Raw genomic sequence first — 25323 nt, forward strand, 5'->3', positions numbered from 1 at the left:
ATGTCGGATATGCGGGCGAAATTCGGGGTGCTCGGACCGGTAGAGATGACGATCGATGGGGTGGCGCAACCGCTCGGTGGCGTCAAACAGCGTGCGGTATTGGCGTATCTCGTTGTGAACGCGAACCGACCGGTTTCGACGGAGGCGCTGGCGCAGGCGGTATGGGAGGAGAATCCGCCGCCGGATATCCGGATCAGCCTGCACACCATCGTCTCGAATCTGCGAAAGCCATTGCGCGATGCCGGACTCGACGCGCGCACGATCCTTTCGCGCGCGGGCACGGGTTACCGGATCACGGTGCCCGCGGACAGCTGTGATGTCCAGCGGTTCCGTGCGCGCAAGGAATCCGGTTTGCGGGCCATGGCCGCGGGCCGATTCTCGGTGGCCGGCGAAGTGCTCGCCAGCGCGCTGGCGCAGTTTCGCGGGACCGCACTGGCGGATTTGCAGGGCCTCGGCTTCGCCGATGCCTTCGCCACCGCCCTGGACGACGAGCGGATCGGCGTCATCGAGGCCCGCGCGCAAGCCGAGATCGCGCAGGGTCGGGCCGACGGCGTCATCGCCGAGCTGGTCGAACTGGCCGATCGGTATCCGTTGCGCGAACCGCTGTGGGAGCAGCTGATCACCGCCCTGTATGTGAGCGGTCGACAGAGCGACGCACTCGAGGCGCTGCGCCGCTTGCGGACAACGCTCGTCGACGAACTCGGTATCGATCCGGTGGCATCGATTCGCGAACTCGGAGCCAAGATGCTGCGCCAGGAACCGCTCACCCCGCCCGCCGATGCCGTCGCATCCGCGCTGCGCGCCACCACCGTCGTCGACCTGATAGCGCCCGGATCCCAAGCGTACCTGCGGGATTCGAGCGGGCAGACCTTTGCGATCACCGGCCCGTTCACCCGCATCGGCCGACTGCCCGATAACGACATCGTGCTCGACGACGGCAAGGTCAGCCGCCATCACGCCGTGATCGTCAGCAATGGGGTGACGTGCGTGCTGAAGGATCTGATGTCCTCCAACGGTGTCTTCGTCGGCGGGGTTCGGGTCATCGACGGAGCCGCGCTCACCGATGGTGTGACGATCCGTATCGGCGATACCGAATTCACCTTCGGCGTTCAGCCGCACAACTAGCGGGCATGCTTATCGAACCAGTTCAACAGTTCGGCTTCGGTTTTCGGCCCGGGAAGCGGGTTTTCCGGTACCAACGTGCAGAACTGGGAGATCAGGTGGGCGGTATCGTGCACGGCGATCAGGCAGGTCCTGGTGCCGATATCCGGATCGTTGTCGAGGAAGCAGAAGAATCGGCCGACCTGCTCGTTTCCCTTCTGCCAGACTTCGTCGGAGCCCCCGCCACCGCAGCGGTGTCCGCCGAGCACCCCGACATCGGCGCGGTACAGGGCGGTGGCCGACTGACTGTCCGGAAATCCGAAGAACAGGGCGGCGGGGTAGTCGGGCGGCGTACTGCAGGCGATGGCGGCGTTCACCGTGCCGCCGGGCGGCGGCACGTGCCGACAGTTTCCCGAACCGAAGTCATTGCCGAGCCGCCCGAGGAGGGCGCGGTCCTCGGGCGTGAAATAGTCGGGGTCACGGGCGGCATCGTTGGTCAGGAACTGGCTGCCGCTGAACTTTGCCAGATAGTCGCGCTTCGCCTCATCGCTCGGTGACGACCAGATGAAGAAGGCCAGTGCCAGCTGGGCCTCATCGGTGACGACCAAGGACGGTTTCGGCGCGTCCGGTGACTCGGCGCGGTTGGCGACACACGCCTTGCGGCCGATCTCCTTGCCTTCGTAAATCACCGGCCCATCCACCCCGGCGGGGTCGCCAGGACAGTTCGTGGCCTGGAAGGTGCGGATCAGGAGGCTGTAGTAGTCGCGCAATGCGTCGAGATTGCGGAACCGCATGTATCGGACCGCGGACTCACTGGCGGCGGGGTGGTCCGGGCAGAAGATGACCGCGACGGTCGTCGATGTATCGGGCTGCTCGTGCTGGCAGGTGGATCGTTTGCGGCCGGTCTGGGCGACGATCTTCAGCAAATCGATATCCGCGTCGCGCAACGCGGTGCCATCGGCGACCGCGGTGCCTTTGCGATCGGCGAGCAAGGTCCAGGCTCCGAATCCGGCCCCAGCAGCGATTACGGCGGCGAGCGCCAGGACGAGCGCCGTCAGCATCCGGCCTCGGCGGCGCGGTTGCCGCGCATCGGGCTGCTCGTCATCGGATCGCTCGGTATCGGGTTTCGAAGCAAGGGACGACAGGTCGTCACGAGTCGCGGTATCGAGTGAACCGATTTGTCCTGCTTCATCTTTCGAGGTTCGCTCGTCGGTCGCGGACACCGCCGTGTGTCCCTCGGTGACCGCACCCGCGCTCGTCAGCGCCGCCTCCGCCGCATGCGCGAGATCCCCTGCCGCTCTATAACGTTCGCGCACGTCCTTGGCCATACCGCGCTCGATGACGGTATCGAGCGCGGACGTCACATTCGGCCGGGTCGTACTCGGTCGCGGCACCGGCTCGAACAGATGCGCGCTGATGATCTCCGCGTCGGTGCTGCCCCGATACGGCCGTGCGCCGGTGAGGCATTCGTAGAGCACGCATGCCAGCGAGTAGACATCGACGGCGGGCGTGGTGTGCTCGGCCCGGAACCGCTCCGGGGCCATATAGCTGAACGATCCGATCACCGCACCGTGGGTGGTCAGGGCGTGATCGGCCTCCGAATGCGCGATACCGAAGTCGACCAGGTAGGCGAAACCGTCCGGCGTGAGCAGAATATTGTCCGGCTTGACGTCACGATGGACCAGACCTTCGGCATGTGCGGCATCCAACGCCGACGCGATCTGCCGGATCACCGCCACCGCCTGCGGCGCTGGCATCGGTCCCTTGCTCCGCAATACCGACGGCAGGCTGGCACCGTCCACCAGTCGCATATCGATGTAGAGGCGGCCATCGACCTCGCCGTAATCGTGAATCGGGATGACATGCGGTTCGCGCAGTCGCGCGGCCGCATCGGCCTCGCGCTGGAACCGCTCGCGGTACCCCTCGTCCTGCGCGAGCCCTTCCAGGAGCACCTTGATCGCCACACTGCGGCGCTTGCGCAGGTCGTAGGCCTCGTAGACCTCGCCCATGCCGCCGCGCCCGATCAGCCGATCCAACCGGTAGTGCCCGAATATCGAGCCCACGGTCAGTGGCTGGCGCTGGCTCGTCATCTCGTCCTCCGCGATGCAGACCGTAGCCGTTCGCTCGTCGGTCAACTGTAAGGTCGGCGGCCGGTCTTTCGCGGGCGCCTGCGGAAATGTTCCCCCTGATTGATCTTCGCCGGGCCCCGTTTGGTTAACCGCCGGTGCTCTCGCGCGGTCGATCGGGCGTCGACGATAGAGTCATGGGATGACCTGGACCGTGGGATTCGACCTCGATATGACGCTGATCGACTCCCGGCCGGGTGTGCGCAAGGCGATCGAGCAGTTGGTCACGGAATTCGACCTGCCATTGCGCGGAGCCGAATTGGCCGACCGACTGGGCCCGCCGCTGGCGATGCTGCTAGCCGAGGCCGGTGCGCCCGAGGAACTCATCCCGGCACTCGTGACGCGCTACCGCGAGATCTATCCGTCGATCGTGCCCTACATTCCAGCCATGCCCGGGGCCGATGCCGCATTGGCAGCCGTCCGGGCACACGGCGGACGGGTGCTCATCGTGACCGGGAAGCACGAACCGCTGGCCCGGCTGCACGTCGCCGAACTCGGGTGGCGCATCGATGAGGTGGTCGGTGATCTGTGGTCCGACGGCAAGGCGGCGGCGTTGCGCGAGCACGGCGCGGACCTGTTCGTCGGCGATCACGAGGGCGATATGCGCGGGGCGCGAGCGGCGGATGTGTACGCGCTCGGGGTCACCACCGGCCCCTGCGATGCCGACCAATTGCGCACGGCGGGAGCGGATTTCGTCCTCGATGAGCTGACCGAATTCCCGGACTGGCTGGCCGCGCGCTAGCCCGCCGCACTCTCCAGCGCCTCGAACCGCAACGACAAGCCGTCCAGCAACGCACTCAACCCGGTTTCGAAGGCGGCGTCATCGATATCGCGCTGCCGTCCCGACAACAGATGCGCCTCGTCCAGATGCGGATAATTTCCGCGATAGACCGCCGCGTCCTCCGGGAATCCACCCGCGAACGAGCCTAGCGTCGACCCGGTGACGAAGAACCGCATCAGCGCACCCACCTGGGTGGCCTCCCGTCGCGGCCAACCCGCCGCGACCAGACCCCCGAAAACCGCATCGGCCTGCCGCAAGGCATTCGGTCGTCGCCCCATGCCCTGATTCAGGGCGGGCACCACCTTCGGATGCGCCGCCAGAGCGGCCCGATACGACCTGGCCCAATCACGCAGGGCCACCCGCCAATCCGAGATATCGGTGAACATGGACAGATCGATCTGGCCGAGCACGGCATCGACCATCGCGTCCAGCAGATCGTCCTTGGTTGCCACGTGATTGTAGAGCGATGGGCCCTGCACACCGAGTTCGGTGGCGAGGCGGCGGATCGAAACCGCCTCCAGCCCTTCGGCATCCACCAGATCCAGCGCGGCCGACACGATGCGGTCGCGACTGAGCAAGGGGCGGCGGGGTCTTCCCACGAAAACCTCCTGGTCGATCAATCCAGTGTCGCACGGGCGATACCCACAACATCAAACTTGCGTCGTTAGTTTATCGATGGTTAGCATACAAGAAACTTCCGCTGTTAGTTTTTGCCTCGGAGTCGTGATGAACCTGGAACTCTCCGACGAACAGGCCGCCGCCAAGCGCCTGGCCGCCGAATTCGTCGACCGCGAGATCGCGCCGCATGCGACGGAGTGGGACCGGACCGAATCCGTCGATACCGCGATCGTGCGCAAATTGGGCGAAGTCGGCTTCCTCGGCCTGACCATTCCCGAGGAGTACGGCGGCAGCGGCGGCGACCACCTCACCTACTGTCTGGTGCTGGAGGAACTCGGGCGCGCCGACTCCGCGGTGCGCGGAATCGTCTCGGTCTCTTTGGGTTTGGTCACCAAGTCGATCAACCACTACGGCACCGATGAGCAGAAGCGCACCTGGCTGCCGCGCCTGACCGCAGGAGCCGCACTCGGCTGCTTCGGCCTCACCGAGCCCGAAACCGGTTCGGATGCGGCGCAATTGCGCACCCGCGCGATCCGCGACGGTGACGACTGGGTGCTGTCCGGGACCAAGATGTTCATCACCAACGGCACCTGGGCCGATGTCGCCCTCGTTTTCGCACGCACCGGTGGCGAAGGGCACCGCGGCATCACCGCCTTCCTGGTCCCGACCGACTCCCCCGGCTTCACCGCCCGCACCATCCACGGCAAGCTCGGACTGCGCGGGCAAGCCACCGCCGAACTCGTACTCGACGGAGTTCGGATCCCCGACAGTGCCCGGTTGCACGATGAAGGCAAGGGTTTCACCGTCGCGATGGCGGCGTTGGCCAAGGGCCGGATGTCGGTGGCCGCCGGTTGTGTCGGTATCGCGCAGGCCTGCCTGGACGCCGCCGTCGGATATGCCACCGAGCGCGAACAATTCGGCAAGCCGATCGCCGGGCATCAGCTGGTGCAGGAGTTGCTCGCCGATATCGCTCTCGACGTGGATGCGGCCCGGCTCCTGGTGTGGCGCGTCGCTGATCTGATCGACCGCGGTGCCGAATTCGCCGTCGAATCGTCGAAGGCCAAATTGTTCGCGAGCGAGGCCGCGGTGCGCTCGGCCGACCGGGCGCTGCAGGTCTTCGGCGGTTATGGCTATATCGACGAATTCCCGGTCGGCAAATATCTGCGCGACGCCAAGGTGATGACCCTGTACGAGGGCACAAGCCAGATCCAGAAGCTGCTGATCGGGCGTGCGCTGACCGGAGTCAGCGCATTCTGATGACCGCCGTAGCAAACTCCGAGGAGGACGTTCGATGACCAGATTCACCGACCGGGTCGCCGTTGTCACCGGCGCGGCACAGGGTATCGGCGCGGCCACCGCGCAACTGCTCGCCGCCCAGGGCGCACAGGTCGCGGTGCTCGACCGCAATGCGCCCGAGCACACCGCCGAACAGATCGTCGCGGCGGGCGGCGCGGCCCGCGGCTATCTCTGCGATGTCACCGACCGTGCCGCGGTGGAATCCGTATTCGCTGAAATCGCAACCGATCTCGGCGGTCCGCACATTCTGGTCAACAATGCGGGCATCACTCGCGATGATCTGTTCTTCCGGCTTTCCGAGGACGACTGGAATGCGGTACTCGCGGTCAATCTGACCGGTGTCTTCCACTGCACACAGGCGGTGCAGGAGTACATGGTCGCCCAGCGTTACGGCAAGATCGTCTCGCTGTCCAGCCGCTCGGCGCTCGGCAATCGGGGCCAAGCCAACTACGCCGCCGCGAAGGCGGGCATCCAGGGCCTGACCGCGACGCTCGCGCTCGAGCTCGGGCCGTACAACATCAATGTCAATGCCGTCGCGCCCGGCTATATCGCCACCGCACTGACAGCCGCGACCGCCGACCGGGTCGGGCTCACGGCCGAGGACCACCAGAAGGCCGCGGCCGAACGGACTCCGCTCGGCCGAGTGGGGCAGCCCGAGGAGGTCGCCGCGGTGATCGCGTTCCTGGCCAGTGATGAGGCGTCCTATGTCAGCGGCCAGACGTTGTACGTCAACGGCGGAGCACGCTGAATCCAGCGGTGGCGACCGATCGGTATGCGACGTGGGGTATGTTCGCCGTTCGCGGCGGCCGCCGCTGACGACTAGGGAGCAACCCATGCGTACCAGGGTGAATCACTTGTTCGCAGCCACGCTCGTCGCGGTATTCGGGAGCCTCATCGTGGTGGTCGGTCCCGCCGCCGTGGCCCAGCCGCCGCCGTCCGGGCCTACGCAGGACTGTCAGGTCGGAGACACTCAGATCCAGGGACCCTACATCTGCGTCTGCGGCGAAGACGGGCAATGGGCGTGTCACGAACGGAAATAGGTCGGACGGTCACCAGGGCACCGGGCCCAGCCGATTGAAGAAGCCGCCGGTAGGGCCGTCGGAACCGATGGTAGCGAGATGCACGATGGCATCGGTGCCCTCGGTGACCGTTTGATGGCCTGAGTTGCCGTTCAAATCCGTTGCGGTGTAACCGGGATCGGCGGCATTGACCCGCATCTGCGGCACTTCGCGGGAGTACTGCGTGGTGATCATGTTCAGCGCGGTCTTCGAGGACGGGTAGACCAGCCCGAGGATCTGCGATTCGATCCGGCTCGGATCAGCGGTGATTCCGATCGAACCGATGCCGCTGGACACCATCACGATGCGCGGGTTGGTGGCCGCGCGCAGCAGCGGGAGAAAGGCGTGGGTCACCTGCACGGGTCCGAAAACGTTGGTCTCGAAGACATTTCGGAAATCGGCGGCCACGGTATCGGCTGGAGTGGCGCGCGTACCGCCGATACCGGCGTTGTTGATCAGCACGTCCAGGTGCGGCGTCCGGCCCGCGATGGTCTCGGTGGCGGCCGCGATCGATTCGACCGAAGTCACATCCAACTGGACGAATTCGACGTTCAATCCCTGTTCGGCGAGTTCGAAAGCGGCCGCCTTGCCTCGCTCGACATCGCGGGCACCGAGGAATACCTGCCAGCCGAGTTCGGCCAGCCGCCGGACCGTCTCGCGGCCGATTCCCTTGTTCGCCCCGGTCACCAGGGCTGTTGTCGTATTGGTCATGACTCGACCCTGGCCTGCCACCCGAATCCGGCTCCAGGGCCGATAACTCCTGGGACCGGCGGTACCACCCCGGCGCCCGCGCGCTGCGGCATCATCGAGGCTATGGATCGCGCCGAACTCGCCAAGCTGCTGCGCCAGGCGCGGGCCCGGGTGCGGCCGCGCGATGTCGGGCTGCCCAGTGGTTTGCGTCGCCAGGTGCCGGGGCTGCGGCGCGAAGAGGTCGCGCAGCTGGCCGGTGTCAGCGTCGACTATGTGGTCCGGCTCGAACAGGGGCGCGGACCGCGACCGTCGGTTGCGGTGCTCGGCGCACTCGCCCGCGCCCTACGGCTCGCCGATCCCGAACGCGATCTGCTGTTCCGGCTGGCCGGTTCGGCGCCACCACAGGAAGGCCGCATCAATATGGTGGTGCGCCCCAGCGTGCTGCGGCTGTTGGATCGGATGGCCGATCTGCCCGCGCTGGTGATCTCCGCGAAAGCCGATGTGCTGGCTTGGAATTCGATGGCCGCGGCACTGCTCGGGGACTTCTCGGCATGGTCGCCCGCCCGGCGCAACATCATCTGGCAGTCCTTCCTCGGCACCGAACCCTCCCGCGTGGTCTTCACACCCGCCGAGGCCGAGGCGGCCGCCGAATCCTGGGTCAGTTCGCTGCGCAGCGCGAAGGCGGCCTATCCCGACGATCCGGATCTGGCTCGCCTCATCGCCGAACTACGTTCGCGCAGTCCGCGATTCGACCGTTTGTGGCGCGAAGGCAGCACCGGGAACTGGCGCAGCGCCACCAAGACCATCGATCACCCCGAGATCGGGCGGTTGATCCTGGATTGCGATGCGCTGTTCGTCCCCGACAGCGACCAGGCGGTAGTCGTGTACTCCGCCGCACCCGACACCCCCGCCGCCTCGGCACTCGAGTTGCTCCGCATCACCGGCACCCAGCAACTGACCGAGCAGCGCTGGCGCCCGGCCTCCAGCAACTAGCCGAGCAGCACTAGCACCCAGCACGCAGCAACTGGCCGAGCAGCGCAAGCGCCAGGCGGTCCATCGCGACAGCCGACTGGGCGGCCGAAAAGCTCCTGCCGCATAGCTTTTCAGGACCTCGCAAAGGGTATACGTTCTGCGAGGTGGCCACCGGGTATGCGACGGGCCCGAAGCTGTGCGAGGAGGTGGACGCTACCCGCGTGGCGCGGGGCGCCAGCCGTCGTCACCGCCGAGGGTGCAGCAGCAGTTCGGCGATAGCTTGCACGCGGGCGCGGGTGATGCCCATTCTCTGTTCCACGGCCAACGGGTGGTCGGTCGGTTCGAGTTCCACGGTCGGACGAACACCGACGGGCTGACTGTGCACCTTGGCCTTCAAGTTCAGAGTCGTCGGTTCGTATGCGGGCAACTCGGTGGACAGCCAGCCGAAATAGGGTGGCTCCTGTATCCGCTCGGGGCTGGTCCACAACTCCGTCGCGCGGGCGAAGCTGGACTCGCTCAGTGAAACCCATACGCCCCATTCGAATTCGTTCCCTGAGTCCGCGATGGGCAGGATCAGGCGCGCCCGGATGAAGAAGTGTTCGCCGCCGATCACACACTGCTCGTCGCCGAGGACGTTTCCCGAGCCGCCCGCCAGGCCCTCGTTCCAGTACGCGGGCGCCACCGTGCCATAGCTGAATGGCAGTCCATCGTGTTCCTGGCCGCAGCATGAGCACAGAAATCCTGGATCCGTTGACATGCCGACAGCATAGAAATGCGACTTCCCGCTATCGATGGCGGCTGTCAGGCGATCGATAAGCCCCGATCGTCCGGTTTCCGCTTCTAGCGGCAATCGGGTCGAACTGTGGCAATCCGGTCGTGGTGCTATCCGGCGAACTCGTCGGCGAGGGTGTTCCAGAACATGAGTTCGTAGTTCTGGAAGAGTCTGGCGTACAGATGGGCGTCGCTCGGATTCAATTGTCCGGTGTCGATTCCGGACTGGATGGCGGCGAGGGCTCGCTGTTCGTATTCGGGGGTGTCGGCGGCGAAGAAGTCGAAGAATGCGCAGGCCGGGTCGTCGAACTCGTAGTTGGTGCGCATGCTGTCGGCGACCGCTCGGCAGTAGCGGCCGAAGGTGGCGACATTCGCGTAGATACCGGCAGCCGCCGCGGAGGGCTCGGCGTTGAGTGCCAACCACGCGACATAGGCGGGATAGGCCTGACAACCCGCTCTGGGGAGTTCCATGCCCTGATCTGGTCCGACCGCCGCCACGAGTGCGTCCAACAGGGCCAGTGCCTGCTGCTCGCCGGGCGGGAGGCCGTCGAGGAACGCTCTGACATGCGGGTCGTCCGCCCGCGCCGCCATGGCGTGGAAGCTGCGCCAGTCGCTGCTGGTGATGCGCTGTTCCTCGGCGGCGATCGCCGCGAAGACCGCGCGCGGCGCCTTGCCCGCCGAGATGAGCGGAACCATGCGATTGTCGTCGTCGTGCGGGGCCAGCTCGGCCTGGATCCCGTAGAGCAGGTCACGAGCGGTAAGGGTCATCGGGAACCTCCCTGTGGGAATGCTTCCATTCAAGCGCTGTTCGCCCGCCCGCGACAGGTGTTCAGTCGCCGTGCTCCGCATCCCAGTGTCGGCGGGCGTCGGCGATGCGGTCCTTGTGCTCGCGCGACCAGTCGGCAAGCGCGCCGATGGCCGCAGCCAGGCTCTGGCCGGTCTCGGTGAGCCGGTATTCGACCTGTGGTGGGATCGTCGGGTAAGCGATCCGCTCCACCATGCCGTCGCGGCACAAGCGCTTGGTGGTCAGTGTCAGCATCCGCTGTGAGATACCCGGAATCGCCCGCTCCAACTCGCGGAAACGCCGCACTCCTTTGCTCAGTTCGACGATCACCAATACCGTCCACCGATCCCCCAACCGGTCGAGCACATCGCGGATGCCGCAGTCGTCATCGCCACAGGGCCCGTCGGGAATAGTGCCCGCGACCTGCGCGGTGACCGCCGTGTTCGTGACCGACATGAAAGTGCCTCCTTATGCCGCGCGCCGCGGCCGCCGATGCTGGGTCGAATCCAGCAACTACAACAATCGGGAGTGTTGCGATGATCCTGGTAACCGGCATCTCCGGAGCCCTCGGCGGCCTCGTCCACCGCGGCCTGTCCACCCTCGACGACCTGACAGTAGCGGCGGGCAGCCGCTCCGGTGACGACATCACCACGCGCCGTATCGATTTCGACGACCCGGCGACGCTGTCCACCGGCCTGCGGGATGTCGATGTCCTGGTCCTGATTTCGGCCGGATACGCCGAAGACGATGTGGTGTTGGCCCGCCACGGTGCGGTGATCGACGCCGCCGTGGCGGCCGGTGTCCGGCACGTGATCTACACCAGTCTCGCGGGATCCGGCGATCTGATGACGATCGCCCTGCCACACCGCTGGACCGAAAAGCGCCTGGCCGCAGCGCCTTTCGACGTGACCGTCCTGCGCAATGGCCTCTACGCGGAGGTGCCGGTCGGACTCGCCGTCGCCGGTGCCGCCTCCTCGGCCGAATCGGATGTATTCGCGGCGGCATTCGGCACCGGCCGGATCTCGGTGGTGGCGCGCGAGGATCTGGCCGAGGTGGCCGTTCGGGTAGCCGCGGAAACCGAGCGTGATCTGGCCGCAGGGCAGCCCAGCAGACATGCGGGCAAGGTATACGAGCTCGAGGGTGTGACCGCGATCGGCGGTCCGGATATCGCCGAGATCCTGAGCGAATCCCTCGCTCGCCCAGTCCGATACGCGCCGATATCGCTCGGCGAAATGCGGGATATGTTGCAGGGCAGCGGATTGGAGCCATACCAGATCACGCATACCCTCTCGCTGTTCGCGAATCTCGGTGCCGGACTACTCGAGGCATCGAGCACCGACCTCCTCGAGCTGCTGCCGAGCGCACCGCGCGACGTTCGGACACTCATCACCGACGCCGTGCAGGCGGGCGGGTTTCAGTCGGCATCGGTAAACGCGTCGCGCTGAACGGCAGGCCGGGTGAGGCCACGAATGTCCAGTCGCCACCGCGCTCGAGGAGTACGGTGCCCTGCGCCGCACCGTCTACGCCGCCCGCTACCTGTCCGATCCAGACTATCGGCGCAAGATCTCCCGCCAGCTCAACAAGGGCGAATCCCTGCACGCGCTGCGCCGAGACCTGCTGTACGCGCACGAGGGCACGATCCGCGCCCGCCAACTCGACGACCAGACCGAGCAAGCCTGGTGCCTGCCCCTGGCCACCATGGGCGGGTTCAGAACAGGTGTCGCGCACTCGCAGAGGCCGATAACCGGTCGGCCCCAACTGGGTCGAGTTCGGCGTCGATGTCGACCTCGATGGCGCCGAAGAAGTTGATGTTCTCGCTGTGCGCCGGGCTGATGTGCGCGAGCACTTCGTCATCGATCCGGCGTCCGGCTCGGCGCATCTGTTCCACGGCGAGCCCGTAATACTCTGTGGTCCAGGCGATTACGGCGTTGCAGTGCCGGGCCCGGCACCCGGGAACCGGTGTCGCCGAACACACGGACCCGCGCACCGTCACCGAGATCGGTGACCACGGCGGCGGGATGCGGGCGGGTGCGTGCGGCAAGGCGGCGCATCAGCGGCAACGTGCGTGGGCTGACGGTTTCGCGGGGTAGTGCCAGCGCGTACGGGCGCAGGTCGCGGTGGTAGCGCCGGTACTGGCGGAACCGGACAACCGGGTTCGTGCGGGTGGCCGGTGGGGTCGCTGCGCTGGTCATGCGGGGGTGAGCGACAGGTTCAGGTGCGCCAGGCGGCGCACGATCAGGCTGGGGACGTAGGCGGGTTCGGGGCCGCTCAACGAGAAGGTGGTGGTGGCGGCGAGCAGTGCACGCACGGCCTGGGTGGTTTCTTTGCGGGCGAGGTGGGCGCCGAGGCAGAAGTGGATGCCGCGGCCGAAGCTGTGGTGCATTTTCGGCTGGGCACGGTCGAGGTCGACGTGGTCGGGGTGGTCGAAGACGCGGGGGTCGCGGTTGGAGGCGCCCCACATCAGCATCAGTCGTGCGCCTGGATCGAGGCGTACACCGGCCAGCCGGGTGGGTGCGGTGGTGATGCGGAAATGGCCGCGGGACGGGCTCTCGATGCGCACCGCTTCCTCCACCAGCGCACCGATCCGGTCGGGTTCGGTGCGCAGGGTGGCTTGCAGTTGCTGATCGTCGGCCAGCAGCCGTACAGCGGTGCCGAGCAGGCTCGCGGTCGATTCCGCGCCCGCGGTGACCAGCTGCACCAGCAGCATCGCCCCCTGATCACGGGTCAGGGTTCCCGACGCGACCGCCGCGGCGACACTGCCCAGCACCCCCGTGTCCTGCCCCGGGCGGGCCTGGTCGAGGCGCTCGCCCAGATACCGGGCGAACTCGAGCACCGCGAGCGCGGCGCGGCCGGCGCGTTCGGGGCTTGCGATCCCGGAGACCAGATCGATCGCCGCGTCCGACCAGTCGGCGAGGCGCTGATGGTCTTCGCGCGGCAGCCCGATCAGCTCGCCGATCACCTGCACCGGGACCCGGTGGGCGACCGCGGCCATCCAGTCGCCGCCGCCGGAGGCGACCAGCCCGGCTATCGCCGGGGCGACCGCGGCGTCGATCAGCTCGGTCGTCTCGGCCACCGCACGCGGGCTGAACCGCGACATCACCAGTGCCCGCTGCGGGGTGTGTGCGGGCGGATCCGCGGTCGCCAGCACATCCACCCCAGCCCCGGCGTGGGCCACCGACACCGTCGCCGACCCCGACGCCGCCGACAGCACCGCGACCAGATTGCTCGAATAGGTTTGCGGATCGGCCAGCACGGTGCGGATCGCATCGAACCCGAGCACCACATACACCTGCTGATCAGGCAGATAATGCACGTCCCCGGTACCACGCAGTTGCTCGAGCAGCGGATACGGGTCCTGCAGTGCCTCGGCGCAGAACAGATCGGGAACAGCCATCACAACCAGCCTTTCACACGTTGTATAACACGTTATACAACGTGTTCTCGTTCTGCGGTACCCTCGAACGGTGGTCGACGACACTGCTGCTCTGCTGCGCGAGTCCCGCGATTCGTTGCGGATGGTCCGCGAATTCGGTCCCGCCGAACGCGCGCGCCGCGCCGAGATCGCCGCGGTCGCACGCGCGATGGCCTCCCGGCACGGCTACAAGGGCGTCACGATCCGCGCGGTCGCCGCCGAGGCTGGCACCACCCCGGTCACCGTGTACCGCTACTTCGGGTCCAAAGACGGTCTGATCCAGCACCTCATGGCCGACTGGGCCCTCGACACCCTCGACCGCCTCACCCGGCTACCGGCCGATCCCGGCGCCGAGCCCGCCGACCGGATCGCCGCCGCGTTCTCCCAGGTCATCGACTGGGCCGCCGAGGACCACAACCTGCTGCAAGCCGGAATGAACTCCGTGCACTCCGGCGACGGCCCCGGAATAAGGGTCTGGCGGCCGCTGTTCACCGAACTCGTCCGCGCCGCCCTCGCCGACCCCGGCTGGACCGACGACCACGACCGAGCCCTGGTCCTCGGGCACGTCCTGACCACATGCCTGCTCGACCTGACGACCAATCCCGCCAGTATCACCGACATCCGCCATACCATCGCCCGTGCGGCACACCTGCTCTTCGCCACATCCACCCCGAACTGCCGCCCGTAGCTCAGTACCAGCTGACGCACCGCTATGCAGCGCCTCCGGCCCATCGGCCACTACCCCGGATAACGGTCTGGACCACAGAATATTGCGGGCTCGCTGTCGAGCAGATGCGCCGAGCGGGCCGTCGGATCGATGACGATGTGCTTGCACATATCAGTCCGGCACACAGCGAGAACATCAATTTCTTCGGCGCGATCGAGGTCGACATCGACGCCGACCTCGCCCTGCTCGGGCCGACCGGCTACCGGCCGCTGCGAGTGCGTGACACGTTGTTCTCAGCCTGCTCACCGCAGCCGGGCACCGGCGGGCATATCCGCAGTAGGGGCCGCGGCTGGTGAGTGCGGTCGAGACCCGGTTCAGTTTTCGAGGTAGGCGACGATGCCGCCGATGAGCGCTTCGATAGCGTCGTCGAGGTCGCCGTATGTGCCGAGAGTTCGCTCGGAGGTGATGCCGCGCATGGCGGCCGGGATCAGCGCCGCGACCCGGCGCACCTTGACCGGATCGAGTTCCAGATCAGCGAAGGCCCGCTGGCATGCGTCGTCCCAGTGCGGTTTCCAGGACGCCAGCTCGGCGGCGGTGAGCGGGTAGTCGCGTTCGAGTTCGGCGTGGTCGCGGGGCAGCGCCGCGCGCAGCGTCTCGATGGCCAAAGACTCGGGGCGGCGCAATCCGATGGCCATCGCGTGGATGAGCGCGGCGACGCGTTCGCGCAGGGTGCCGTCCGGTTTGGCTGCTGCGGGCAGGTCCCCGCGCTTGTCGGCGGTGTAGCGCAGGACCGCGGCCCACAGGCCGTCGATGTCGCCGAACTGATATTTGACGACTCCCCAGGTCGCGCCGATGTCGCGGGCGATCCGGTTGCCGGAAACCGCGGCGGGGTCCCCGGTCGACAGCGAGGCGATCGCCGCGTCGAGCATGGCTTCCCGCGATTGGATCCCGCGCTTGTTCGCGCGCCTCATGCCCGCCGCTGTCTCCGTCACGAGGGCCGATGCTACCTCGATCGACCTGGGGAATCCAGTTTCAACTAACCCTCTTGTATTCTTTCAAAGAGGGTTCTATTGTCGTGTTCGCCGGGCATGGAACCGACGTTCCGCGCCGACACGGACAGCCCGCGAAGACGTGGAGGATCGAGATGGCCAAACCACCGCTGTCGATGGAGCCGACGGGATGGTTCCAAGTCGCGTGGTGCACCGAGATCGAGGTCGGTGCGGTGCACAGGATGAAGTACTTCGGGCGTGAGATGGTGGCGTGGCGATCGGCTGCCGGCGACCTCGCGGTCTTCGACGCCTACTGCGAGCACCTCGGCGCGCACCTGGGCTATGGCGGGCAGGTTCAGGGCGAGAACCTGGTGTGCCCGTTCCATGGCTGGGAATGGAACCGTGAGGGCCGCAATGTGTGCATCCCCTACGAGTCCCGCCCGAACAAGGGCCGCCGCATCCGCAGCTACCCCGTCGTCGAACGTAACGAGGCGGTGTGGATCTGGTACGACACCGCGGGCCGCGCACCGTATTTCGAGGTGCCGGACATGTTCGAAGCGTTCGGTGACGGCAAGACCGCCGCGGACTACTACCCGCCGGTGCCTGCCGCGACATTGTTCCGGCCGGGCCTGGAACTGCATCCGCAATATGTGATGGAGAACGGCGTCGACTTCGCGCACTTCAAGGTGGTGCACAAGACGCCGTTCGTGCCGGAGTTCACCCGTCACGATTTCTCCGGCCCGGTGTCCTACGTCGATTTCACCATCGCCTTCGACGAGGACATCGCCGAGGACCAGGTCAACAGTGGTGTGGAATCGATCAACGCCGGATTGGGCTGTTCGATCACCAAGAGCTGGGGCATGGTCGACAACCGCACCATGCCCGCGGTGACACCGGTCGACGAATACACATCCGATGTGCGCTTCACCGTGTGGATCGGCCGCAAGCCCGGCGACGAACGCCCCGAGATCGGCCGCTACGGCACGACCATGGCCGGATTCGTCATCGAGCAGTTCGAAGCCGACATCCACATCTGGGCGCATCAGCGCTACTCCGACCCGCCCGCCCTGTCGCAGAAGGAGTTCAAGGGCTTCACGGCGTTGCGCGAATGGGCCGTGCAGTTCTACCCCGACGGCGGACCCGCGGGCACCGACCCACGTCACCCCGACAGCGGCGCCGTGCGCCCGGCGGCCACCGCCTGAACCTCCCCCCGACCCAGTACCGACGCGAACGTAACAGCCAGAAAGGCACTGCTCATGAGCACCTCCGACAAGATACGGGTATTCCAGGTCGCCACCGGCAACCTCGGCACCGAGATGATCGGCCGCATCCGCAACCACCGCGATCTGGAACTGGTTGGGCTGCACTGCTACTCGCCCGAGAAGATCGGCCGGGACGCGGGAGAGATCGTCGGTATCGACCCGGTCGGTGTGAAAGCCACCGGCACGATCGAGCAGATCATCGCCGCACGCCCCGACGTGCTGACCTTCCACGGTGTGTTCCCGGACGAGGACCTCTACGAAAAAGTCCTCGAAGCAGGGATCAACGTGGTGACCACTGCGGACTGGATCACCGGCTTCCACCGCGACCGCAACCACTCACATCCCTCGGGCCGCAAGGTCAGCGAGGTCATCCAAGCGGCCTGCGAGCGCGGTAATTCCACGTTCTACGGCACCGGCATGAATCCGGGCCTGTGCCAGATCCTGGGGATCGTGCACACCGCCGACGTCGCCGATATCGAGAACGTCACCGTCACCGAATCCGTGGACGTGTCCTGCCATCACTCCGTGGACACCTGGAAGGCCGTCGGCTACGGCCGCCCGATCGACGATCCGACCATCCCCGATTCGCTCTACAAATACACCGCCGTATTCGCCGATTCGGTCTACCTCATGGCCGATGCCTTCGGCCTGGAACTCGACGAGGTGAAATTCAGCTACGAACTCGGCGCCTGCACCAAGGACGTCGACCTCGGCTGGTACTTCATGCCCAAGGGCTCACTCGGCGCCAATTACATCAAATACCAAGGCATGGTCGACGGCGTCGCACGAGTGGAGACCCACCTCGAATGGCAGATGACCTCACACACCGACCCCGCATGGAACATCAAGGGCTGCTACATCACCCAGGTCACCGGCGACCCCAACATCTACAGCAAGCACATGATCTTCCCGCGTAAGGGCTTCGACCTGTCGAACCCGGAGAACTTCGCCTCCATCGGTATGACCGTCACCGGCCTGCCCGCCCTCAACGCCATCAAATCCGTCGTCGCCGCCCGACCCGGCATCATCACCAGCGCCGAGCTTCCCCTCCGCGGCTTCGCCGGCCGCTTCAACATCTGACCTCTCCCCGGCCACCGACTCTGCCACTGCCCCGGATAAGGGGCTGTTATCCGGGGAAACATCGGATCCGGCCCGCGGCGATCCCGCCGCGGCGGCGACGTGAAATGACCCCGTTATCCGGGGCAACAGCGGAAGGCGGGGGTACCGATGGCCGCGAGCGTTACACTGACACTCCTCAGCGCTCGCCCCAGCAGCCGAGAAGCGCTCCTGGACAAGCGATCACGTGGAACTTTCGGCTGGGGTCCTCTGCCGCCACCAGTTCCACGTGATCGGCCGACCAACTCAGGTGACGCGCTCGAGGGCGCGTAGGTCGGCGTCGAGTTTGCGGAAGAGCCAGTAGATGGCTACGAATGCTAGGCCGGAGCCTGCGCACAGGGCCAGCACCGAGTCGCGGACCAGGGGGAGTTCTGCTGGTTCGAGGAAGCTGAATCCGGCTAGCACGCCGACTAGTGGCACCGACGCTGTCACCGCTAGATAGGCCGTGATTCTGCGGCGCAGTGCACGGAGATGGGCGGCGTCGTGTGCCGATGTGCGGCCGTGGCGCAGGTAGATGGGATAGATACAGCGGACGACGTAGAAGGTGGAAAGAAAGAAGGTGTAGGCGACGGAGATGGTGCCCGCCACCAGAACGGTGGTCGCCGCATGGACCAGCAGCCGCGCCGGTAGGTCGGTGAACCAGACAAGCAGCATCACCCCTGTCACGGTCGCGCATACCGCGAAAAACAGGGTGTTCATCGCACAGAGATCGCCCCAGAACAGTGTTCGCGACCGCACCCGCGCGAGGATCGCCTCGTCGTAGCGCTTTCCATCCCGCAAGCCGCGCGGAACCGCGAGCAAATCACGCGACATGTACGCGTAGATGAGGATGGCCAGCGGCGAGGCGCAGATGACGAAGATGATGACGCCCACGTTGAGCTGCCAGTTGGTGGCATCGGACAGCCGCTCCCTGATCAGGTCCTGGACGTGCACGGCCATGTACATGGTGGCCAGGGTGACGCCGAACAGCGAAGACGACCACAGAATGGCGGTGGGCCATCGGGAAAGGCGTGCCCGCCAACTTTTCGGCGGCGGATAAACGAGGTCGCGTGCCCGTTCCTCGAGGCACAGGTCGAGTTGCTGGGCGAATTCCGAACCGCAGGAGTAGCGGTCTTCCGGATCGGGTGACAGACACTTCAGCAGCACTCGGCGCAACGCCATGGGGCAGTCCGGCGGAAGTTCCGACAGGAACGTCGGCTCGATGGGTCTGCGCCGCAGTTCGAGCATGCGGGCCAGTGACGTTTCCGACTCCCCCGCGGAGGCTTCGTCCGCGAAGGGTCGGTGTCCGGTGAGCAGTTCCCACAGCATGACGGCGAGGGCGTAGATGTCGCTGCGAGTGTCGAGGTCGGCGGCGCTCGCCGGGGAGTCCGGATGGCAGGCTTCGAGTTGTTCGGGCGACATGTACGCCAGTGATCCGCCGAAGTACGCCAACGGGTTTGTGCCCTTGACGCGGGTGCTGAAGCTGACGTTGAAGTCGGCCAGTTTAGGGATTCCCTCGGCGCTGAGCAGCACGTTCGCGGGTTTGATGTCGCGATGCAGCACCCCTCGTTCGGATGCGTGCTGCAGGGCGTCGGCGAGTCGGCGGCCCAGCCAGGCTACGGTCTCCGGCCAGGTCAGTGCGGAGGTCCGGGTCCGAACAGCCGATTCGGTGGGCCGAACCTCGCCCTTGTCGGCGAGTACCTTGTCGATGGCATCGAGCAGCAGTTGCCCACTGCGGTGTTCCGCGGGCGTCGAGCGCTGTAGGCGCAGCACGTCGAGCAGCGTTCCCCCGGGTAGGTATTGCATGTAGAGCAGCTTCAGGTCGCCGTCGGCGATGAGTCGTTGGTCGTAGATGCGCACGATGTATTCGTGGTCCAGTTGGGCCAGGGTCTGCGGCTCGTTGCCGTGGTTATGCGAAATCTTGACCGCGACCAGTCGCTGCATCGATTGCTGTCGTGCGAGAAACACCTGGGCGAAGGCGCCTGCCCCGATCCGCATCAGCAGGTCGAAATCGTCGATACGGTCGCCGACTTCGATGGCGTCGAGAGCGATTTGGGCACTTGGTCGAGCAATCATCGTGCTGTGATAGTCGCTGGTGACCTGTGCAAACCCTGCTGTGGCCGCATCGATTGGGTGCGAACCGCGCCGCAGGGCGTGCAATTCCTCGTAGACCAGCTCGGCGGGTAGCGGGCCGTCTCGCAGCTCGGCGAATTCCGCGCGGTAATCGGTCAGTCGTTTGGGAAAGTGATAACGAAGCCAGCGGTATTCGAGGTCGATCTTGATCAGTTCGATCAGTATCGTGCGTCGCTCGGTCGGGTTCCGGGGCAGGTACGCCGACAGATCGGGCGGGGACCCGGACGCCCAAGCCTCAGAAAACGATGCCACGACAGTGGCCAGCGTTGTGCGGGTCCGTTCAGCTGAATCGACCAGATCGATCGGCTCGTACATCGGTAGCTCGAGATCAGCCCCAGGCGATCACGGCGGCTACCCGCGATATCGGCCTGCATCGGAGTCGCCCCACAGTGTCTCCCTTCCACCGAGCCCCTCGCTCAAGGGTATCGCTCGCAACGATGGGGCAAATAGTCCGGAATTCTCTCCCTCCGGACAACCGATGAACGAGTCGCTGACGCCGTTGTAATTCGGTGGCCGCGCCCTTCGGCTCCGAATAGGCTCGGGCAGATGCGCTTGCTGGTGCCGTACCACCTCGATGAATACCGCCCGGAGATGGATGTTCCGATCACCCCGGACGCGGTGGTCACGGCCGAGTTACCGGATGTCGACGATCCATGGGCACGGATGGCCGTGCTCTATGACGCGGTGGCGGATCGGGTCGCGGAGTCCGCGATTCGCGGGGAACGCGCTATCGTCGCCTCCGGCGATTGCACTACCGCGCTCGGCACGGTGGCCGGATTGCAAAGGGCCGGACTGGATCCCGCGCTCGTCTGGTTCGACGCGCACGGTGATGTGCAAACCCTCGAGACCTCCGCGTCCGGCTACCACGGCGGCTTCCCGCTGCGCATGCTCGTCGGCTACGGCCGTCACCTCATGGCCGACCGCATCGGCTTGCGCGATATCCCCGAAGAGCGCGCGGTCCTGGTCGGCGGCCGCGACCTCGACCCACCGGAAGTCGAATATCTGCGCACCGCGCGGATCCGGCACCGCCCGGTCGACGACCTCGGCGACCTCCCGGACGGCCCGCTCTGCCTCCATGTCGACTTCGACGTGGTCACCCCGGACGACCTCCCGGGCCTACTGTTCCCCGCGCCCGATGGCCCCACGCTGGACGAGGTCTCAGCCGCTGTACGAGCGGTTCTCGCCACCGGCCGGGTAGCCGCCTTCGGTCTGGCATGCACGTGGCGCGACGACGCCTCCGCCGCCGCGCACGTCCGCCCTCTGGTCGACTCCGCCTGATCTCTACCCGGCGGCCTTGTACTTGCGCAGGTACTCGCCGGTGAGCGAGGTCGGGTGGGTCAGCAATTCGGCGGGAGTACCGGTGAACACGACTTCGCCGCCGTCCTTGCCGCCGTCGGGCCCCAGATCGATCACCCAGTCGGAGTGGGCCACTACATCGAGGTTGTGTTCGATCACCACCACCGTATTGCCGCGGTCGACCAAACCGTCCATCAGTGCGAGCAGGGTGTCCACGTCCGACATGTGCAGGCCGGTGGTCGGTTCGTCGAGGACGTAGACGGTGCCGGTGTTCTGGAGTTGGGTCGCCAGTTTGATGCGTTGGCGTTCGCCGCCGGACAGGGTGCTCATGGCCTGACCGAGGCTGAGGTAATCGAGGCCCACCTCGTTCATCGTGCGCAGCTTTGCCGACAGTGCCTTTTCGGTGAAGAAACCGAGGGCTTCTTCGGCCGACATGGCCAGCACATCGGCAATCGACTTGCCGCGCAAGGTCAGTGCCAGCACTTCATCGGAGAAGCGTCGTCCGTCGCAGGCATCGCAGTGGGTGGTGACCGGGTCCATGTAGGCGACCTCGGTGATGATCACACCGCGACCCTCGCACTGCTTACAGGCTCCGGTCGAGTTGAAACTGAACAGGCCGGGCGACTCCCCCGTCGCCTTGGCGAACAGCTTCCTGATCGGATCCATCAGGCCCAGATACGTTGCGGGCGTGGACCGCGACGATGCCCCGATCGCCGACTGGTCGACGAAGATCGCATCCGGATGCTCCCGGACGAACACATCGCGGATGAGGCTGCTCTTACCGGAACCGGCCACACCGGTGATCGAGGTGAGAATGCCGGTCGGCACCGCGACAGTCACATCTTTCAGGTTGTGCACATTCGCGTGCTCGATCAGTAGCGCGCCGTTCGACTTACGGAAGGTCTGCTTCACCGTGAACGGCCTGCGCAATCCCGCACCCGTCGGCGTATCCGCGGCCCGCAATTCCGCGAAGGTGCCCTCGAATACCACCTGCCCGCCGTGCAGACCAGCGCGCGGCCCCACATCGACGATATGGTCGGCGATCTGGATGACATCCGGATCGTGCTCGACCACCAGCACCGTATTGCCCTTGTCCCGCAGCGCCTTCAGCAGGTTGTTCAACCGGCCGACATCACGCGGATGCAATCCGACGCTCGGTTCGTCGAATACATAGGTCATCCCGATCAGCGTGCTCGACAGATGTTTGATCATCTTGAGCCGCTGGCCCTCGCCACCGGACAGCGTCGAGGTCGGCCGATCCAGGCTCAGGTAGCCGAGGCCGATATCTGTCACCCGCTGCAGCGCGGTCCGGATCGCGGCGGCCAGTCCCAGCGCGGCCGGATCGGTGATCTCATCGAGCACCGCCATCAGGTCGGTGATCTGCAGGCCGGACCAGTCGGCGATATTGCGGCCATCGATCTTCGTCGCCAATGCCGCTTCGTTGAGCCGAGCACCACGACAGCTCGTGCAGACACCCTCGGTGAGGAACTTCTGCATCTGCTCGCGGGTCTTCTCGCTGAGCGTGGAGGTGTCGCGTTGCAACCGGGTGCGGGTGAATTTGGCCGCCAGCCCTTCGTAATTGGCCTTCCAGGTGCCCTTGGCGAAGGTCAGCTCCACTTTGCCGCCGGTGCCGTAGAGCAGGTCGGTGAATTCTTCCTCGCTGTAATCGGCCAGTTTCTTATCCGGATCGAAGCGCCCGGATTTGGCGTACATCTGCCAATCGCCGCTGTCCACCGCATAACCGGGCAGCAGAATCGCACCCTCGTTCAGCGATTTGCTCCGGTCCACCAACCGATCCGGATCGGCGCGCACCGTGACCCCGAGCCCATCGCAGTCCGGGCACATCCCCTGCGGCACATTGAAGGAGTAGTTGTAGACGAATCCGGCTGAGGGCGAACCGAATCGGGCGAACATCGCCCGCACCATCGAGTAGATATCGGTCATCGTCCCCACCGTGGAGCGCGGTCCACCGCCGACCGGCTGCTGATCGATGATGACCGGAGCCGTCAGATTCTCGATCGCCTCGGCATGCGGCCGCTCATAGCGCGGCAGGAAGTTGAGAATGAACGCGGGAAATGTCGCGTAGAGCTGGCGCTGGGACTCCATGGCGATCGTGTCGAAGACGATCGAGGATTTGCCCGACCCGGAGACGCCGGTAAAGACGGTGATCTTGTTCTTGGGGATTTCCAACGAGACATTGCGCAAGTTGTGCTCACGGGCACCGAGCACACGGATGACATCCGGGGCGACGACGGAATCGGCAAAAGGCATGTCGCACACCATGCCATGCATGACCGACAAAATGCCCGCGGTGATGTGATGCAGATCACATTAATATCGATCGCGCATGACTCTGTGATTGCGCCCTGAACAGCGCTTATGGGTCAAGGAACAGTCGTTCGCATGGAAGGCGCGGATAGCGACTGGTGTCCCCGAGGCCGATGCTGACCGCGTCGGGATAATGCCGCTTCCGGTGCTCGCTCGTGAATATGAGCGCGGCGGTAAGGCAGGCGGCGTAGTCGAGGCGCACGCCGTGCAGGAACACGCTCAGATGTACATCCGGTTCGTTGGGACGCGGCGAAAGATAGTTGAGCTCTTTGTGTTTCGGGCTCACGATTCCTCGATGTCGCGAACATCGCTGGGCTGGATGGTCATTGCGTCGGCCTTGTCGAGATCGGCGTCCGAGTCGGAGATCCATCCGTCCTCGTCGACCGGTACCAGCAGGCCGTCCGCACCCTCGAAGATCGGACGGCTGTCGATGGGAGCGCGATGGAGTTTCTGCTGGGTGTCTTGGTGGTAGTCGTCGAGCAGACGACGCACGGACGGAGCTATTGGCGGGCCCGCCCACGCACGGACCGCGAGGGCGACCTGCTCGACCAGTTCGGGCGGTGCGCCCGTGTACGCGACGGGCGGTCCGGTGAACGGATCTCGTTGCGGAAGCTCTCGTTTCGGCGTGGACATGACGCAAGGGTGTGTCGAATGCCGACGCTCGGCGGGCCCGATAGGCGGGCTGCGTATATCTCCGCGAATCACCTGAGACCGGGCCATTTCTGGCCGTATGATCCTTCCGGTTCGGAACAAACCCATGCGGTGGAACGGAACAGGGGGAAGCAATGCTGATCGTGACAAACGACGATGACGATCCCGAAGACACTGGCAGTACCCTGCCGCGACGCCAGCTCGGCCGGTTGCTGCGCGATGCGCGCACTGCGGCGGGCCTGAGCTTGGAATCGTCGGCACGCCTAATGGACTGGGGCAAAGCGACATTGAGCCGCCTCGAGAACGGCAAGACAGGAAAGGTCAGACCCCGCGATCTGCAAGCTCTGGCGGAGCTGTACATGGTCAGCGCCGATGATCTAGCGGCATGGCAGGAACTTGCCGCGCAGGCCCCGGTCCGCTCCTGGTTGCGAACCTACAGTGATGTGCTCGCGACGAAGTTCAACACGTACGTCGAACTGGAATCAGCCGCAAGCGAATTGGCGAACTTTCAGCCACTGATCTTCCCTGGCTTGCTCCAAACCCACGCGTACGCAGACGCGATGAACCGCTCGGCCGAGCCTCGAATCTCGAACGAAGATCTGGACCGGCTGGCGGCGGTGCGGACCCGGCGACAGCACCTGATCACGCGGGCACGGAACCCGACCAGGTTGGTGTCGGTGATACACGAGAACGTTACGCGGACTGTGGTCGGCGGACCTGAGCTGATGGCTGCTCAGTTGCGGCATGTCGCCGACTTGAGTACGCGCGAAAATATCGAAGTCCGCCTATTGCCGTATCACGCAGGCTTCCCGACCGGCCGAGTCCACGCCCCATTCATCGTGGTGACTTTTCCGAAGGACTCGCAGGGTAAGCCGGTGGAGCCTTCGGTGGTCTATGCGGAGAACTTTGCCGGGGATACGGTTCTCGAGAAGCGTGACGACGTGCAGCGGTTCCGAAAAGCGTTCCATACCCTGCTCGGGGCAACCCTGGACGCTGGCCTGACCCGGAGCCGTTTAAGAGAGATAGCAAGGAGTTATGACAGTGAACGTTGATGTCGACCTAACCGGTGCGCAGTGGTTCAAGTCTCGGCGCAGCGATGCGGGAAAGGAGTGCGTCGAGGTGGCCTTCCTCAAGGGCGGTTTCGTCGGAATGCGGGACTCCAAGAACCCCACCGGTCCAGCGCTCGTGTTCACTCCGTCCGAGTGGGACGCCTTCACCGCGGGCGTCGGCAACGGCGAGTTCGACCGGGCATAGGTTGCACCAGAGCGGCCCCCAGAATCCTGGGGGCCGTTT

27 protein-coding genes and 2 pseudogenes are annotated in these 25323 nt (G+C 65.6%); 15 read left to right on the forward strand and 14 right to left on the reverse strand.

Annotation, left to right across the window (positions count from 1 at the left end):
- On the forward strand, nucleotides 1-1125 hold the full coding sequence (locus NA5_RS04005; RefSeq protein WP_062982001.1) for a BTAD domain-containing putative transcriptional regulator: 1125 nt from the start codon (nucleotides 1-3) through the stop codon (nucleotides 1123-1125).
- Here NA5_RS04005 and NA5_RS04010 read toward each other — a convergent pair.
- A complete protein-coding gene (locus NA5_RS04010) occupies nucleotides 1122-3191 on the reverse strand; it encodes a serine/threonine-protein kinase (RefSeq protein WP_084483888.1) in 2070 nt (689 codons plus the stop codon). The genes NA5_RS04005 and NA5_RS04010 overlap by 4 nt on opposite strands.
- Before the next feature lie 178 nt (nucleotides 3192-3369).
- On the opposite strand from NA5_RS04010, the gene NA5_RS04015 reads away from it, so the two are divergent.
- Entirely contained in the window at nucleotides 3370-3969 is a 600-nt protein-coding gene (locus NA5_RS04015; RefSeq protein ID WP_062982005.1) for an HAD family hydrolase, read from the forward strand.
- Here the strand turns inward: NA5_RS04015 and NA5_RS04020 are convergent.
- Nucleotides 3966-4607 carry a TetR/AcrR family transcriptional regulator gene (locus NA5_RS04020; RefSeq protein WP_062982384.1) on the reverse strand — a complete coding sequence of 214 codons (642 nt, stop codon included), beginning with the start codon at nucleotides 4605-4607 and terminating at the stop codon, nucleotides 3966-3968. The two genes, NA5_RS04015 and NA5_RS04020, sit on opposite strands and share 4 nt — an antisense overlap.
- Nucleotides 4608-4734: 127 nt before the next feature.
- Here NA5_RS04020 and NA5_RS04025 point away from each other — a divergent pair, with 127 nt between their 5' ends.
- The 3 genes from NA5_RS04025 (at nucleotide 4735) to NA5_RS04035 (ending at nucleotide 6962) form a co-directional block, all read left to right on the forward strand.
- Nucleotides 4735-5883, forward strand: coding sequence for an acyl-CoA dehydrogenase family protein (locus NA5_RS04025; protein ID WP_062982007.1), 1149 nt, complete (start codon nucleotides 4735-4737; stop codon nucleotides 5881-5883).
- Between the two features lie 34 nt (nucleotides 5884-5917).
- Nucleotides 5918-6670 carry a 3-oxoacyl-ACP reductase FabG gene (fabG, locus tag NA5_RS04030; protein ID WP_062982009.1) on the forward strand — a complete coding sequence of 251 codons (753 nt, stop codon included), beginning with the start codon at nucleotides 5918-5920 and terminating at the stop codon, nucleotides 6668-6670.
- 85 nt (nucleotides 6671-6755) lie between these two features.
- On the forward strand, nucleotides 6756-6962 hold the full coding sequence (locus NA5_RS04035) for a hypothetical protein (RefSeq protein ID WP_062982012.1): 207 nt from the start codon (nucleotides 6756-6758) through the stop codon (nucleotides 6960-6962).
- A gap of 9 nt (nucleotides 6963-6971) precedes the next feature.
- Here NA5_RS04035 and NA5_RS04040 read toward each other — a convergent pair whose 3' ends face one another.
- The gene (locus NA5_RS04040) at nucleotides 6972-7691 is read right to left on the reverse strand and encodes an SDR family oxidoreductase (protein ID WP_062982014.1); all 720 of its coding nucleotides are present in this window, start codon (nucleotides 7689-7691) and stop codon (nucleotides 6972-6974) included.
- 102 nt (nucleotides 7692-7793) lie between these two features.
- Between NA5_RS04040 and NA5_RS04045 the strand changes: the two genes are divergently transcribed.
- Complete coding sequence (locus tag NA5_RS04045; protein ID WP_062982015.1) at nucleotides 7794-8663, forward strand: helix-turn-helix transcriptional regulator; 870 nt, start codon at nucleotides 7794-7796, stop codon at nucleotides 8661-8663.
- 223 nt (nucleotides 8664-8886) lie between these two features.
- Here NA5_RS04045 and NA5_RS04050 read toward each other — a convergent pair whose 3' ends face one another.
- The 3 genes from NA5_RS04050 to NA5_RS04060 all read right to left on the reverse strand — a co-directional run bounded on the left by NA5_RS04050 (nucleotide 8887) and on the right by NA5_RS04060 (nucleotide 10653).
- On the reverse strand, nucleotides 8887-9399 hold the full coding sequence (locus NA5_RS04050) for a DUF2199 domain-containing protein (protein ID WP_062982386.1): 513 nt from the start codon (nucleotides 9397-9399) through the stop codon (nucleotides 8887-8889).
- A 125-nt stretch (nucleotides 9400-9524) separates the two neighbouring features.
- Nucleotides 9525-10181, reverse strand: coding sequence for a hypothetical protein (locus tag NA5_RS04055; RefSeq protein WP_062982388.1), 657 nt, complete (start codon nucleotides 10179-10181; stop codon nucleotides 9525-9527).
- 61 nt (nucleotides 10182-10242) lie between these two features.
- Nucleotides 10243-10653 carry a winged helix-turn-helix transcriptional regulator gene (locus NA5_RS04060; protein WP_062982017.1) on the reverse strand — a complete coding sequence of 137 codons (411 nt, stop codon included), beginning with the start codon at nucleotides 10651-10653 and terminating at the stop codon, nucleotides 10243-10245.
- An 80-nt stretch (nucleotides 10654-10733) separates the two neighbouring features.
- On the opposite strand from NA5_RS04060, the gene NA5_RS04065 reads away from it, so the two are divergent.
- Entirely contained in the window at nucleotides 10734-11642 is a 909-nt protein-coding gene (locus NA5_RS04065; protein WP_062982019.1) for a Rossmann-fold NAD(P)-binding domain-containing protein, read from the forward strand.
- 34 nt (nucleotides 11643-11676) lie between these two features.
- A pseudogene (locus NA5_RS42050) lies at nucleotides 11677-11895 on the forward strand (Tn3 family transposase); the annotation flags it as partial.
- Nucleotides 11896-11905: 10 nt separating this feature from the next.
- Here NA5_RS42050 and NA5_RS04070 read toward each other — a convergent pair.
- The 3 genes from NA5_RS04070 to NA5_RS04080 are packed head-to-tail and all read right to left on the reverse strand — an operon-like array spanning nucleotide 11906 to nucleotide 13591.
- Entirely contained in the window at nucleotides 11906-12076 is a 171-nt protein-coding gene (locus NA5_RS04070) for a transposase (RefSeq protein WP_245672084.1), read from the reverse strand.
- Nucleotides 12048-12389: a hypothetical protein gene (locus tag NA5_RS41170; protein ID WP_169811254.1), complete on the reverse strand. Its 342-nt coding sequence runs from the start codon at nucleotides 12387-12389 to the stop codon at nucleotides 12048-12050. The genes NA5_RS04070 and NA5_RS41170 overlap by 29 nt, the downstream gene beginning before the upstream one ends.
- Nucleotides 12386-13591, reverse strand: coding sequence for a cytochrome P450 (locus tag NA5_RS04080; RefSeq protein ID WP_062982025.1), 1206 nt, complete (start codon nucleotides 13589-13591; stop codon nucleotides 12386-12388). The genes NA5_RS41170 and NA5_RS04080 overlap by 4 nt, the downstream gene beginning before the upstream one ends.
- Nucleotides 13592-13661: 70 nt before the next feature.
- Here NA5_RS04080 and NA5_RS04085 point away from each other — a divergent pair, with 70 nt between their 5' ends.
- Together NA5_RS04085 and NA5_RS42995 are read left to right on the forward strand one after the other, a co-directional pair.
- Entirely contained in the window at nucleotides 13662-14297 is a 636-nt protein-coding gene (locus NA5_RS04085; RefSeq protein WP_062982028.1) for a TetR/AcrR family transcriptional regulator, read from the forward strand.
- A 59-nt stretch (nucleotides 14298-14356) separates the two neighbouring features.
- Nucleotides 14357-14569 (forward strand): annotated as a pseudogene (locus NA5_RS42995) (Tn3 family transposase); the annotation flags it as partial.
- 81 nt (nucleotides 14570-14650) lie between these two features.
- On the opposite strand, the gene NA5_RS04095 reads toward NA5_RS42995, so the two are convergent.
- Nucleotides 14651-15247, reverse strand: coding sequence for a TetR/AcrR family transcriptional regulator (locus NA5_RS04095; protein WP_062982390.1), 597 nt, complete (start codon nucleotides 15245-15247; stop codon nucleotides 14651-14653).
- Nucleotides 15248-15420: 173 nt separating this feature from the next.
- On the opposite strand from NA5_RS04095, the gene NA5_RS04100 reads away from it, so the two are divergent.
- Nucleotides 15421-16467 (forward strand): Rieske 2Fe-2S domain-containing protein, encoded by a 1047-nt coding sequence (locus tag NA5_RS04100; RefSeq protein WP_062982392.1) that lies wholly within the window; start codon nucleotides 15421-15423, stop codon nucleotides 16465-16467.
- Nucleotides 16468-16521: 54 nt separating this feature from the next.
- Nucleotides 16522-17607, forward strand: coding sequence for an NAD(P)H-dependent amine dehydrogenase family protein (locus tag NA5_RS04105; RefSeq protein ID WP_062982032.1), 1086 nt, complete (start codon nucleotides 16522-16524; stop codon nucleotides 17605-17607).
- A gap of 282 nt (nucleotides 17608-17889) precedes the next feature.
- On the opposite strand, the gene NA5_RS04110 is transcribed toward NA5_RS04105, so the two are convergent.
- Nucleotides 17890-20070, reverse strand: coding sequence for a serine/threonine-protein kinase (locus tag NA5_RS04110; RefSeq protein ID WP_062982034.1), 2181 nt, complete (start codon nucleotides 20068-20070; stop codon nucleotides 17890-17892).
- 231 nt (nucleotides 20071-20301) lie between these two features.
- Between NA5_RS04110 and NA5_RS04115 the strand changes: the two genes are divergently transcribed.
- Complete coding sequence (locus tag NA5_RS04115; RefSeq protein WP_062982036.1) at nucleotides 20302-21033, forward strand: arginase family protein; 732 nt, start codon at nucleotides 20302-20304, stop codon at nucleotides 21031-21033.
- A 3-nt stretch (nucleotides 21034-21036) separates the two neighbouring features.
- Here NA5_RS04115 and NA5_RS04120 read toward each other — a convergent pair whose 3' ends face one another.
- From NA5_RS04120 to NA5_RS04130, 3 genes are all read right to left on the reverse strand, one after another.
- Nucleotides 21037-23322, reverse strand: coding sequence for an ATP-binding cassette domain-containing protein (locus tag NA5_RS04120; RefSeq protein ID WP_062982394.1), 2286 nt, complete (start codon nucleotides 23320-23322; stop codon nucleotides 21037-21039).
- Nucleotides 23323-23428: 106 nt separating this feature from the next.
- On the reverse strand, nucleotides 23429-23665 hold the full coding sequence (locus NA5_RS04125) for a hypothetical protein (RefSeq protein WP_062982038.1): 237 nt from the start codon (nucleotides 23663-23665) through the stop codon (nucleotides 23429-23431).
- Nucleotides 23662-24012 carry a hypothetical protein gene (locus tag NA5_RS04130; RefSeq protein ID WP_062982040.1) on the reverse strand — a complete coding sequence of 117 codons (351 nt, stop codon included), beginning with the start codon at nucleotides 24010-24012 and terminating at the stop codon, nucleotides 23662-23664. Before NA5_RS04130 ends, NA5_RS04125 begins: the two co-directional genes overlap by 4 nt.
- Before the next feature lie 152 nt (nucleotides 24013-24164).
- On the opposite strand from NA5_RS04130, the gene NA5_RS04135 reads away from it, so the two are divergent.
- A complete protein-coding gene (locus NA5_RS04135; protein ID WP_062982042.1) occupies nucleotides 24165-25082 on the forward strand; it encodes a helix-turn-helix domain-containing protein in 918 nt (305 codons plus the stop codon).
- A complete protein-coding gene (locus tag NA5_RS04140; RefSeq protein WP_062982044.1) occupies nucleotides 25066-25284 on the forward strand; it encodes a DUF397 domain-containing protein in 219 nt (72 codons plus the stop codon). Before NA5_RS04135 ends, NA5_RS04140 begins: the two co-directional genes overlap by 17 nt.
- Nucleotides 25285-25323 lie beyond the last annotated feature (39 nt).

Origin of the sequence: Nocardia anaemiae NBRC 100462 (assembly GCF_001612725.1) — a bacterium.
GTDB lineage: Bacteria > Actinomycetota > Actinomycetes > Mycobacteriales > Mycobacteriaceae > Nocardia > Nocardia anaemiae.

What these genes read in the sequence shown, in the direction of transcription:
- NA5_RS04055 (WP_062982388.1), bottom strand. Translation starts at nt 10,181, where the DNA reads ATGACCCTTACCGCTCGTGACCTGCTCTACGGGATCCAGGCCGAGCTG.
- NA5_RS04050 (WP_062982386.1), bottom strand. Translation starts at nt 9,399, where the DNA reads ATGTCAACGGATCCAGGATTTCTGTGCTCATGCTGCGGCCAGGAACAC.
- NA5_RS04005 (WP_062982001.1), top strand. Translation starts at nt 1, where the DNA reads ATGTCGGATATGCGGGCGAAATTCGGGGTGCTCGGACCGGTAGAGATG.
- NA5_RS41170 (WP_169811254.1), bottom strand. Translation starts at nt 12,389, where the DNA reads ATGACCAGCGCAGCGACCCCACCGGCCACCCGCACGAACCCGGTTGTC.
- NA5_RS04115 (WP_062982036.1), top strand. Translation starts at nt 20,302, where the DNA reads ATGCGCTTGCTGGTGCCGTACCACCTCGATGAATACCGCCCGGAGATG.
- NA5_RS04025 (WP_062982007.1), top strand. Translation starts at nt 4,735, where the DNA reads ATGAACCTGGAACTCTCCGACGAACAGGCCGCCGCCAAGCGCCTGGCC.
- NA5_RS04095 (WP_062982390.1), bottom strand. Translation starts at nt 15,247, where the DNA reads ATGAGGCGCGCGAACAAGCGCGGGATCCAATCGCGGGAAGCCATGCTC.
- NA5_RS04045 (WP_062982015.1), top strand. Translation starts at nt 7,794, where the DNA reads ATGGATCGCGCCGAACTCGCCAAGCTGCTGCGCCAGGCGCGGGCCCGG.
- NA5_RS04120 (WP_062982394.1), bottom strand. Translation starts at nt 23,322, where the DNA reads ATGCCTTTTGCCGATTCCGTCGTCGCCCCGGATGTCATCCGTGTGCTC.
- NA5_RS04070 (WP_245672084.1), bottom strand. Translation starts at nt 12,076, where the DNA reads ATGCGCCGAGCCGGACGCCGGATCGATGACGAAGTGCTCGCGCACATC.
- NA5_RS04065 (WP_062982019.1), top strand. Translation starts at nt 10,734, where the DNA reads ATGATCCTGGTAACCGGCATCTCCGGAGCCCTCGGCGGCCTCGTCCAC.
- NA5_RS04010 (WP_084483888.1), bottom strand. Translation starts at nt 3,191, where the DNA reads ATGACGAGCCAGCGCCAGCCACTGACCGTGGGCTCGATATTCGGGCAC.
- fabG (WP_062982009.1), top strand. Translation starts at nt 5,918, where the DNA reads ATGACCAGATTCACCGACCGGGTCGCCGTTGTCACCGGCGCGGCACAG.
- NA5_RS04060 (WP_062982017.1), bottom strand. Translation starts at nt 10,653, where the DNA reads ATGTCGGTCACGAACACGGCGGTCACCGCGCAGGTCGCGGGCACTATT.
- NA5_RS04040 (WP_062982014.1), bottom strand. Translation starts at nt 7,691, where the DNA reads ATGACCAATACGACAACAGCCCTGGTGACCGGGGCGAACAAGGGAATC.
- NA5_RS04105 (WP_062982032.1), top strand. Translation starts at nt 16,522, where the DNA reads ATGAGCACCTCCGACAAGATACGGGTATTCCAGGTCGCCACCGGCAAC.
- NA5_RS04140 (WP_062982044.1), top strand. Translation starts at nt 25,066, where the DNA reads ATGACAGTGAACGTTGATGTCGACCTAACCGGTGCGCAGTGGTTCAAG.
- NA5_RS04035 (WP_062982012.1), top strand. Translation starts at nt 6,756, where the DNA reads ATGCGTACCAGGGTGAATCACTTGTTCGCAGCCACGCTCGTCGCGGTA.
- NA5_RS04015 (WP_062982005.1), top strand. Translation starts at nt 3,370, where the DNA reads ATGACCTGGACCGTGGGATTCGACCTCGATATGACGCTGATCGACTCC.
- NA5_RS04080 (WP_062982025.1), bottom strand. Translation starts at nt 13,591, where the DNA reads ATGGCTGTTCCCGATCTGTTCTGCGCCGAGGCACTGCAGGACCCGTAT.
- NA5_RS04130 (WP_062982040.1), bottom strand. Translation starts at nt 24,012, where the DNA reads ATGTCCACGCCGAAACGAGAGCTTCCGCAACGAGATCCGTTCACCGGA.
- NA5_RS04110 (WP_062982034.1), bottom strand. Translation starts at nt 20,070, where the DNA reads ATGTACGAGCCGATCGATCTGGTCGATTCAGCTGAACGGACCCGCACA.
- NA5_RS04100 (WP_062982392.1), top strand. Translation starts at nt 15,421, where the DNA reads ATGGCCAAACCACCGCTGTCGATGGAGCCGACGGGATGGTTCCAAGTC.
- NA5_RS04135 (WP_062982042.1), top strand. Translation starts at nt 24,165, where the DNA reads ATGCTGATCGTGACAAACGACGATGACGATCCCGAAGACACTGGCAGT.